General features: G+C 41.9%; 9 protein-coding genes, 1 tRNA gene and 1 pseudogene. All 11 read left to right on the plus strand.

Annotated elements, in window-relative coordinates; translation table 11 throughout:
* A pseudogene (locus ACSLP7_RS00255) lies at positions 1-1,019 on the plus strand (DNA polymerase III subunit alpha); the annotation flags it as partial.
* On the plus strand, positions 1,019-1,393 hold the full coding sequence (locus ACSLP7_RS00260) for a glyoxalase/bleomycin resistance/extradiol dioxygenase family protein (RefSeq protein ID WP_435577448.1): 375 nt from the start codon (positions 1,019-1,021) through the stop codon (positions 1,391-1,393). The pseudogene ACSLP7_RS00255 and the gene ACSLP7_RS00260, both read left to right, overlap by 1 nt.
* A 114-nt stretch (positions 1,394-1,507) precedes the next feature.
* Positions 1,508-1,828 (plus strand): thioredoxin, encoded by a 321-nt coding sequence (trxA, locus tag ACSLP7_RS00265; protein WP_435577449.1) that lies wholly within the window; start codon positions 1,508-1,510, stop codon positions 1,826-1,828.
* A 63-nt stretch (positions 1,829-1,891) separates the two neighbouring features.
* Positions 1,892-2,821, plus strand: coding sequence for a DUF58 domain-containing protein (locus tag ACSLP7_RS00270; protein ID WP_435577450.1), 930 nt, complete (start codon positions 1,892-1,894; stop codon positions 2,819-2,821).
* 156 nt (positions 2,822-2,977) lie between these two features.
* A tRNA-Asp gene (locus ACSLP7_RS00275) sits at positions 2,978-3,051 on the plus strand.
* A 284-nt stretch (positions 3,052-3,335) separates the two neighbouring features.
* The gene (locus tag ACSLP7_RS00280) at positions 3,336-3,962 is read left to right on the plus strand and encodes a hypothetical protein (RefSeq protein ID WP_435577451.1); all 627 of its coding nucleotides are present in this window, start codon (positions 3,336-3,338) and stop codon (positions 3,960-3,962) included.
* A complete protein-coding gene (locus ACSLP7_RS00285) occupies positions 3,938-4,621 on the plus strand; it encodes a hypothetical protein (RefSeq protein WP_435577452.1) in 684 nt (227 codons plus the stop codon). The genes ACSLP7_RS00280 and ACSLP7_RS00285 overlap by 25 nt, the downstream gene beginning before the upstream one ends.
* 305 nt (positions 4,622-4,926) lie before the next feature.
* On the plus strand, positions 4,927-8,028 hold the full coding sequence (locus tag ACSLP7_RS00290) for a sigma 54-interacting transcriptional regulator (RefSeq protein ID WP_435577453.1): 3,102 nt from the start codon (positions 4,927-4,929) through the stop codon (positions 8,026-8,028).
* A 178-nt stretch (positions 8,029-8,206) separates the two neighbouring features.
* Positions 8,207-8,350, plus strand: coding sequence for a hypothetical protein (locus ACSLP7_RS00295; protein ID WP_435577454.1), 144 nt, complete (start codon positions 8,207-8,209; stop codon positions 8,348-8,350).
* Complete coding sequence (locus ACSLP7_RS00300; protein WP_435577455.1) at positions 8,347-8,634, plus strand: DUF7793 family protein; 288 nt, start codon at positions 8,347-8,349, stop codon at positions 8,632-8,634. The genes ACSLP7_RS00295 and ACSLP7_RS00300 overlap by 4 nt, the downstream gene beginning before the upstream one ends.
* A 60-nt stretch (positions 8,635-8,694) precedes the next feature.
* On the plus strand, positions 8,695-8,895 hold the full coding sequence (locus ACSLP7_RS00305) for a PAS domain-containing protein (RefSeq protein WP_435577456.1): 201 nt from the start codon (positions 8,695-8,697) through the stop codon (positions 8,893-8,895).
* Positions 8,896-9,003: the final 108 nt, after the last annotated feature.

Consider the following 9,003-nt stretch of genomic DNA (forward strand, 5'->3'; position numbering starts at 1 on the left):
CGATTCGTTTTGGAATGGGTGCCATTAAAGGAGTGGGAGGAAACGCTGTAAAGACTGTTGTTGAGCATCGTCAAGAAGGTAAATACAAATCGGTCTTCGATCTGGCCAAACGCATTGACTTGAGAGCTGCCAACAAAAAAGCCTTTGAAAACTTGGCGCTTGCTGGAGGTTTTGATGGCTTTGAAACCCACCGCGCTCAGTATTTTCACGAAGAAGGTGACGGCGTTACCTTTTTAGAAAAGGTGATCAAATACGCGCAGAAATTCCAAGAAAATGAGAATTCTGCTCAAGTGAGTTTGTTTGGAGATTCTTCTGAGGTGCAAATTCCTGAACCTACCGTACCTCCTTGTGAGGAATGGGGAACCATGAAAAAACTCAAGCAAGAGAAAGAGGTGGTTGGAATTTATATTTCTGGACATCCTTTAGATGACTTTAAAACCGAGCTCAAAACCTTTTGCAACAGTACCACTAGGAATTTCAGTGATCTGGAAAGCTATGTCAATAAAGAATTGACCTTTGGTGGGGTGGTCAGTGATGTTCAGCATCGTGTTTCTAAGAACGGAAAAGGTTGGGCCTTGTTTACCGTTGAGGATTATGACGATGCCTTTGAATTCCGAATCTTTGGAGAAGAATACCTGAAATACCGTCATTTCTTAGTGCCGAATTCTTTCATCTATGCCCGAATTTTTGTCAAAGAAGGTTGGGTGAATCGCGACACAGGTAAAAAGGGTGATCCGCGTATGCAGTTCAATCAAATCCAAATGCTGCACGATGTGATGGATCAATACGCCAAGAAGTTGACCATCCAGCTTAAAATTGACGAATTGCAGGAAGAGCGCATCCGAATATTGAAGGATTTGGTGGTTTCTCATAAAGGCGATCAGCAATTGCATTTCATTGTCTATGAGATGGAAGAGAAACTCAAATTGCAAATGCCATCGCGCAAGCAAAAAGTGAAGATATCTAATGAACTTTTGGAAGCCTTGGATGAGGCTTCAGTCTACTATAAACTCAATTGATGCCTGACAGAATTCCACACAAACAGACCATAGCCGTTCTGCCTTCTGCAGATCTGGATCGGGATGTGAAGTGGTATTCAGAATATACAGGCTTTGCCAAACGCTTTGCCAATGAGGGTTATGTAGGTTTGTATCGTGACGGAATGGAAATCCACTTGCAATGGCATGCGGGTTCGGTAGATGATCCCATAAACGGCGGAAGTGTGGTCAAGTTCTTTGTAGATAGTATTGAAGGAGTTTTTAAAGAGTATTTGGAGCGGGGAACGGTAAAGGCTTCGGCCATGCATTTGAATAGTCCTTGGGGGACGCATGAATTCGGCTTTTTTGACCCGAATAACAACGCGATCTTCTTTGTGCAGGACTTAGATCCCTAGGACCTTAAGTGTTTATAAGTTAACTCAATGCGCTAATAGGGTTTTCTAATATGTGCCTTGTAAGGTTCGGGATAAAAAAAGACTACTTTTGTGTAACATAAAATTTAAAATACCATGGCTTTAGAAATAACAGATGCATCCTTTGAAGAAACCGTTCTTAAGAGTGACAAACCAGTAATGGTTGACTTTTGGGCTGCTTGGTGCGGACCTTGTCGTATGGTAGGTCCTATCATTGATGAACTGAGTACGGAATTCGAAGGAAAGGCCGTAGTTGGAAAAGTAGACGTAGATGCACACCAAGAATTTGCTGCAAAGTACGGTGTACGTAATATCCCAACTGTTTTGGTTTTCCAAAACGGAGAGGTAGTAGGACGCCAAGTTGGTGTAGCTCCTAAGAATGTTTATGCTGAGGCAATCGAGTCTTTGCTGAACTAATTTATAGAACTATTAACTTGAAAAGGTTGGCCTTATGGTCAACCTTTTTTAGTTTAGCCATATATGGACATTCAAAAGGAAATCAACGAGATATCAGGCTTTAAGAACTTAGAGCTTTTGGCCGCTCAGGTGGTAGAGGGTTTTATCTCCGGATTGCATAAAAGTCCATTTCATGGGTTCTCTGCGGAGTTTGCAGAGCACAAGATCTACAACCCAGGAGAATCCACAAAACACATCGATTGGAAGCTCTACGCAAAAACCGATAAGCTCTACACCAAGCGCTATGAGGAGGAAACGAACTTGCGGTGCCATTTGATCGTCGATAATTCCAGCTCCATGCATTATCCGGAGCTCAAAGAGTACACCATAGACTCCTTGAATAAGATTTCCTTTTCAGCACTGGCTGCCGCGGCGATCATGAATCTACTCAAAAGACAGCGAGACGCCGTTGGGATGAGTATTTATTCGGACACTTATGAATACTACGCCAATGAGAAGGGAAGTGAGCGCCACCATCAGCAGTTGTTGCATCAACTCAATTCCGCTATTGTAAAACCAGGCAGGTCTAAACAAACCCAGACCTATACCTTTTTGCATCAGATCGCAGAAAAGATGAAGCGCCGTTCTTTGGTTTTTCTCTTTACCGACATGTTCCAAACAGAAGCTTCTCGAGAAGCTTTATTTGAGGCGTTGCAGCATTTAAAGTACAACAAACACGAGGTAGTCTTTTTTCATGTTTTTGATAAGGAGTTGGAGTGGAATTTTGATTTCAACAACCGTCCTAAACGTTTTGTGGATGTAGAAACAGGAGATCATATAAATCTATATGCAGATTCGGTTCGCGATGATTATCAGGCTGCTATAACTGATTATTTTGACGCCATCAGACTCAAATGTGGGCAGTATCGTATCAAATATGTGGAAGCCGATGTTCGCAAGGCTTTTGACACCATTTTAACCACTTATTTGGTAGAGCGACAAAAGTTCGCGTAGGTGTAAAATTTCTGTAATTTATATTTGCCACATTCAAATTGAACTGTATATTTGCAGTCGCTATTACAGCCTGGGGCGTTAAAACTCCAAAAAGTATGGTAACAATTTCTAGTAAAGTTAGCTGTTGCTAACGCCTCTCAAAAGGTTTAGAAAATTGGTCTGGTAGTTCAGTTGGTTAGAATACCTGCCTGTCACGCAGGGGGTCGCGGGTTCGAGTCCCGTCCAGACCGCAACTAAAATGTTGTGTAAGACCGGTAAAACGGTCGAAGTGGTCGAATTAGACCGATGAAGAGCTTATCCTTTTGGATGGGCTTTTTTTGTTTGTGCTTAAACGAAGCGTTTTCACAGAGCTTTATCTGCCAAAACAGTCTATTAATCCTCTCATTCTCAGAATCTAATATACCCTGTATTGGGTATTTCCACAGGATGTGGATTTCCTAGCTTGCCATCATCAAAGTAGCCGAAATTTCATCGGCCTCTTTAGAAAGTATGATCACCATTAAACCTTATAGATATGAAAACGAGATATGCCTGGAATTTTTTCAAGTTATGTTCCCTATTAGTCCTACTTACAGCCATGCGCTGTGAAGAATGCGATGAAATTACAGAAGGAGCCGAGTCCGCAGACCTTCTTTTGAGTCAGTTTGAAAGTGAAATTGACGAAACATCTGATGTGGGTATTGCATTCAATATAATCCATACTATAATCAATACAGCAGCTGGATTTGAGTGCCCAGAAGCTGTAGCCAAGGCAGGAGCGCATTCAGATGGCTTGACCTTGATCTTTAGCAGTGATGAAGAATTTACTGATCCGCAGGTAGTGGGTACGCAAACCATGGTCGTCAATCAAAGTACTGATCCTAATGAAAGTTATGCGGTAGTGAGTCAAGTGAGCTTTGAGCAAGATGGCTTCTATTTATTAGAAAACTCCATTGACACCTTAGATGAGGTGCCCGAGCGTGATGAGACAAATAACAATGATGTCAATACTCCAAAGAGCTCTAAAGGCCTATTCTTTGTTCTTGATAAACAACGTGTTATCCATATCAATTCCAACGGAAATGCTGGAACGCCGAATTTAGATCCTCAAACGGGGAAAGTAAAATACATAAGCTCATGGACAAGTCGGGTAGAATACTAGATATAAAAAAGACTCTTGGCTTACTGCTGCTAGGTGTGCTAACGGTTTCTTGCTGTTGGTTTGACCCGGATGAATGTGAGGAGTGTTTTGAAAAGGCCAATCTGTTTTTTCCAGGGACGATTACCAACACTCTAGTTGCAACTACTGCTGAGCCTACTTTTGTTGGCTTCGAGTACTTTCCGACCGGAACTCAAGTAGGCGTGGCTAACGGAATATTTGCCTTTAATGAGTTTTTCTCAGTAAGACGATTTGTACCAGAAATAGGAACTGAGGCCATATTTTTTTGGAATAGAGATACGCCAACCCCTTTAGGGCAAATTCTTGAAGGCGAGACCGTGACCTATTATAAACTGGTGGCTAACCTACGTGCAGATAACAGTCTAGAGTGTGCATTTGCAGAGGCGCGTGAAGTTAAATCCGTACTTGATGTTCGCGTCCGAGCTGAGGACGGGCAAATAGTCGGAGAGCGCACCGTAGAACGTACAGTATTTGAAATTCCATCTGGAGGGACGGCCATATTCAATTTTCAGTTTGTATTCTTCCAATGCGGAACCTATGAATTTGATATTGTCATTGATCCAGAAGGACAGTTGTCAGAGACCTCAGTTGTTGACAATGGCTTTTCTGAGGTTCATCCGAATTTTGGCGTCTGTTTTTAACAGTGAAATATGATCAAACAGTACTTAATTAGGCGGGTTTATCCCGCCTATTGTGTGTTGTTGACAATTGTTAGAGATACGTTAAAATTTAACTTAAAACACGCCTTATTTTTGGTTTTTAAGTTGATTTGCACAGAATAAAGTATCTTTAGCTAACTTAATTCATCCCCCCCTAACGACTTTCAATCTAATCCTGGTTGAAATCACTTATTAAGTTTTCCTTTGCGGTTTATTCGCAAAGCAACTGTGTATTCCCCGTTTTGGTAGGGATGATTTAAGCTGCTTTTAAACCAAACCAAAGTGTTATGTCCTATTTTTTAAAAAGGGCTGAGGAAGATCAATTCGTCAAGCAGATTAAACCGCAAATTGTCCTAGAGACTCAGTCGGCGAGAATCGTTGCTGTGAATCCGTCATTTGAAATGCTCACAGGCTATTCCTCTCAAGTCTTAATAGAAAAACAATGGGATGTGCTTTTTGCTTTCAGAAATGGACAGCAAGAATCCTTTGCCAAATCACTTTCAGCACATTCGGGAGATATCAATAAACTACTGTCCTTGACCTTTAAAGACGGTCGCAAGGTTTTCGCAAGTTTAGAGATCAAGCCAACCTCAGACAAGGACTATGCTCTAGCGTCGCTGAGCTACAATCTGAGTTCAAAAGATATTATTGATCTGTTCAACAAAGAGCAGCGGTTTAAAGAGCAGTTCATTCAGAATCTGAAAGACGGCGTAGTGATCACCAATAAGGATATGATGGTCATTGACGTAAACGATGCTTATTTGAAGATGACTGGGATTGAGCGGGACGAGATCTTAGGAACTATTCCTCCTTATCACTGGCCCAAGCAATTCTTCAACGAACTAGTAGATGCCCGAGTTTCTGGCAGAGAAAGCGATAGCCGTTTTTTTGAGGCGACTTTTATACACAAGGACGGCAGTCCATTCCCAGTTTCTATTTCAATCTCGGTGCTTCGAAATGATGAAGGAGAAGTTAGTTCAGTAGTGACTGTGGTTCGTGATCGTTCCGCGCTTATCAAATCGGAACGTCTTTTAGAAAATGAGCGCGAGTTTAGCAGTCGAATCATCAACGGTTTGCAAGAAGGATTGATCATTATTGATCCAACCGGACTCTTTATGGATGCGAATCCAGCCTTTTTGGAAATGATTGGTTTTTCTCGAGAAGAGATCATCGGGATTCGCCCTCCGTTTCCTTATTGGCCACCTGAGCATATGGATGCCATAGTGGATTCGTTCAAAAATATTATGGACAAGACTAACAAGGCGGCGCAATTGACTTTCATGAGAAAGAATGGCGAGCGTTTTCCAGCCTTGGTTTCAGTTACTCACCTGCGTGATGAGCATGGCGATATTACTGCGCATGTAGGTTCTATAGCAGACATCACGGAACGTTATCAGTTCGAAAATAAACTCAGATTGGCCAATGAGTTTTCAGAGTCTTTGATCAATTCCTTGCATGAAGGACTGTTGGTGATGGATCTGGAATCTATCATCATTGACGTCAATCCTGCCTTTTGTAGAATGATCGGTGTAGATTCTGAAGACTTGATCGGTACTTCTATGCCGTTTAATTTTATTAGCGAGTCTTCTTTAAAAGACTTTGAGTCTTGCGCGTTTCAGGTGCAACAGGGAATAAGCTATCCGCGCTTTGATGCGCAATTGGAGCGTATGAACGGCAGTAGTTTCCCAGTTTCTGTTCAAAATGCAATCATTCGTGATAAAGACGGTGCAGTGATCGCACACTTTTTCACAATCCAAGATATTTCAGATCAGGTCCGTCTTATCGAGAGCCAAAAAATGCTGGCGGTTAGTTCTAAGCGCAAAAAAGATGCGGTTTTGGAGTTGGCTGGCTTAGTGGGCATCGATTTTAATCACGCCATAAAGCGTATAACTTCTTTAGCTGCGGATGTGGTCAACGTAGAACGCGTTAGTATCTGGCGTTTGAATAAGGATCAATCAGAAGCCTGGTGTGAGAATTTATACACAGCGAGTACGGGTGAGCACGCTAGCGGTGGAGTTTTACTAGAAAAGGATCACAAAGCCTATTTTGAATCTTTACAGCGCTATAAGACTATTACAGTTACTAACTCTCAGAATCACGAATTTACCAAGAGCTTTGCAGAAGATTATCTCAAGCCCAATGGCATTACCTCTTGTATGGATGTTTTGGTGCAAGGAACAGATTCAGAATACGGAATCCTTGTGTTTGAGCATGTTGGGCCTATGCGGATCTGGAGTTCAGAGGAAGAGCATTTCGCAACTTCCATTGCCAGTTTGGTGTCTATGATCATCCAAAGTGACCAAAGAAAGAAGGCCGAACAAAAATTACAAGCAGTAAACTTAGAACTGTCTGAAACAGTTCAAGAACTCAACAAACTGAAAGATCAGTTAGAAGATGAAAATGTCTACCTGCGTCAAGAGATGGAAATGCGTTTCAATTTTGAAGATATGGTGTATTCCAGTGCGGTCTTTAGTGATGTTTTGACCAATCTTGAACAAGTTGCACCTACAACGGCAAGTGTGCTTCTTCTTGGTGAGACAGGAACTGGAAAGGAGTTGCTGGCTCGGGCTGTACATAATTTGAGCGATCGTAAAAATGCGCCACTGATCAAGGTGAATTGCGGAGCCATTCCCTCAGAACTTATAGAAAGTGAGCTCTTTGGGCATAAAAAGGGAGCCTTTACAGGTGCCACCACTGATAAGCAGGGGAAGGTAGAATTGGCCAATGGTGGTACGATCTTTTTGGATGAGATCGGGGAGCTGCCTATGAATATGCAGCCTAAACTGCTTCGTTTCTTACAAGAAGGTGAAATTGAGGTGGTAGGTGATCCTAAAGTGCGTAAAGTAGATGTGCGTGTTATTGCCGCTACCAATAAAAACCTTAAGGAAGAGGTGGCCAATAATCAGTTTAGGGAAGACCTGTACTTTAGATTGAACGTTTTTCCTATTAGAGTTCCGGCTTTACGCGAGCGTCCTGAGGACATTCCAGTGCTTATTGATCATTTTGTGACTCGATTCAGCAAGAAATACCGTAAGGATATTGAGTATATTTCAGACGCTACCATGCGTAAATTGAGAGCATATGGATGGCCAGGTAATGTGCGTGAACTAGAGAACCTAATAGAGCGTGCCGTTATCTTATCCAATTCAGAGACCTTGCGTATAGTAGAATTTGAAACTCCTCAGGAAACCTTGGATAAATCCCGCAGTATTTCTCTGCATAAATCCTTACCATCTTTAGACGATGCACAACGCTTGCATATCATAAAAGCTTTAGAGCAATGCGAGTGGAAAATCAATGGGGATGATGGAGCTGCAAGTTTGCTTCAAATAAAACCCAGCACCCTTCGTGATCGCATGAAAAAGCTGGACATTAAACGTCCTGCATAAAGTAACGGAATACCGTTACCACCCTGTCTTGTACATTCTTCCTGACGGTATTCCGTCACCTAAAAAAGAGGGTTTTTCCCCTTTCGTATTTTTTAAAATGCTGAAAATCAATGATATGTGTTTTTTGGCATGCTTGTTATCAAGTTTGGTACACCTATGGCATATAGTAAAACAATCGATGGCAGTTACAAGTCAACATATCGTTCTAGACAAGGCAGAGTTCCAATTTGACAATGGAGTTTTGCTAATCACTTTTAATACTGTTGAAAGTGATAAGGTAGTTTCATTACCTACGTTGGAGCGTTATGCAGATACTATATAGTAACCCTATGCAATAATAAACGCACCCCATTTTTGATTGATGTTTCCGAAGCATGGGGAAGCTATTCAGTAGCTGCGGCTCGATATTTTGCCAAGAGCGAGCGACTCTTTAATGTTAGACTCGCCGACGCATTTGTAGCAAAAGAAACTAGATCGGTATTGTCTATACGTTCATTCAAGCGTATTTACGATCCGTTCACGCCATATCAAATTTGCAAGACTTACGATGAAGCTCGTCGGTTTTGCGATAGATATGTAGCAGATTATAGCAGAACTTTTGGATGATTGTTTAAGAGAGAAGGATAATGATTTACAGGAGAGTATAATGACAAAAGTCTGTTAGAGATTGGCAAGGTGGTTCTCGTAACCTTGGATGCACAGGGGAGAATTACAGGATGGAACAATGGCGCTCAGCGCATGTTCGGACTTAAAACATCTGATGTTACAGGGAAGCCACTTGCCAATTTTTTAGAATTGAATAAGAATTCAACTTCAAATTTGGAGTTGGTCACTATGTTGCAAAAGTCTTATGGGGGTAGACCATAGCGAGATCAATGAGTTCACAGGATTGAAAAGTAATGGGTCGCGGTTCCCATTAGAACTCGAGCTTCGCGCGCAGCAGACCGATTCTGGGCCCGTTTACACCGTTGTGAT

The sequence above is a fragment of the Gilvibacter sp. genome (assembly GCF_965601605.1).
Taxonomy (GTDB): domain Bacteria; phylum Bacteroidota; class Bacteroidia; order Flavobacteriales; family Flavobacteriaceae; genus Gilvibacter.